The 467-nt window shown below is 48.6% G+C and carries 1 protein-coding gene; it reads right to left on the bottom strand.

Features of this window, described 5'->3' with window-relative positions; all coding sequences use genetic code 11:
- Window positions 1-47: 47 nt before the first annotated feature.
- On the bottom strand, window positions 48-467 hold a 420-nt coding region (locus IQR33_RS27995), incomplete at its 5' end, for a flagellar basal body P-ring protein FlgI (RefSeq protein WP_193844249.1).

Here is a 467-nt window from a genome sequence, read left to right as displayed (position 1 = left end):
TAAAACCAATGTCGTTAGGATTGTTCATTATACCTACCTCCTAACCATTAAATGATGATCAACTGGCCTTCAATGGCACCAGCTTGTTTCAATGCTTGCAAGATAGCCATCAAATCCGACGGCGCTGCGCCGACTTGATTCACTGCACGGACCAAGTCATCCAACGTTAAGCCTGGCTCAAACTTAAACATCTTGCCCTGCTCTTCGCTGACTTCGATATCCGAGTCTGGTACGACAACGGTTTGCCCACCAGAAAAGCCGTTAGGTTGGCTAACATTCAGGTTTTCTTTGATCGCAACCGTCATGCCGCCATGCGTTACTGCTGCAGGTTTAAGACGCACATGCTTACCAATTACGATGGTGCCCGTTCGTGAGTTAACGATGATTTTGGCTGCACCATCTGCTGGGTCGAACTCTAGGTTTTCGATTGCCGATAAGAACGCAACACGCTGGCTGACGTCACGAGG

This window comes from Vibrio sp. OPT46 (genome assembly GCF_015163535.1).
Taxonomy (GTDB): Bacteria; Pseudomonadota; Gammaproteobacteria; order Enterobacterales; family Vibrionaceae; genus Vibrio; species Vibrio alginolyticus.
The sequence above is the reverse complement of the archived record's forward strand: the minus strand, read 5'-3'. Positions and strand labels throughout refer to the sequence as shown.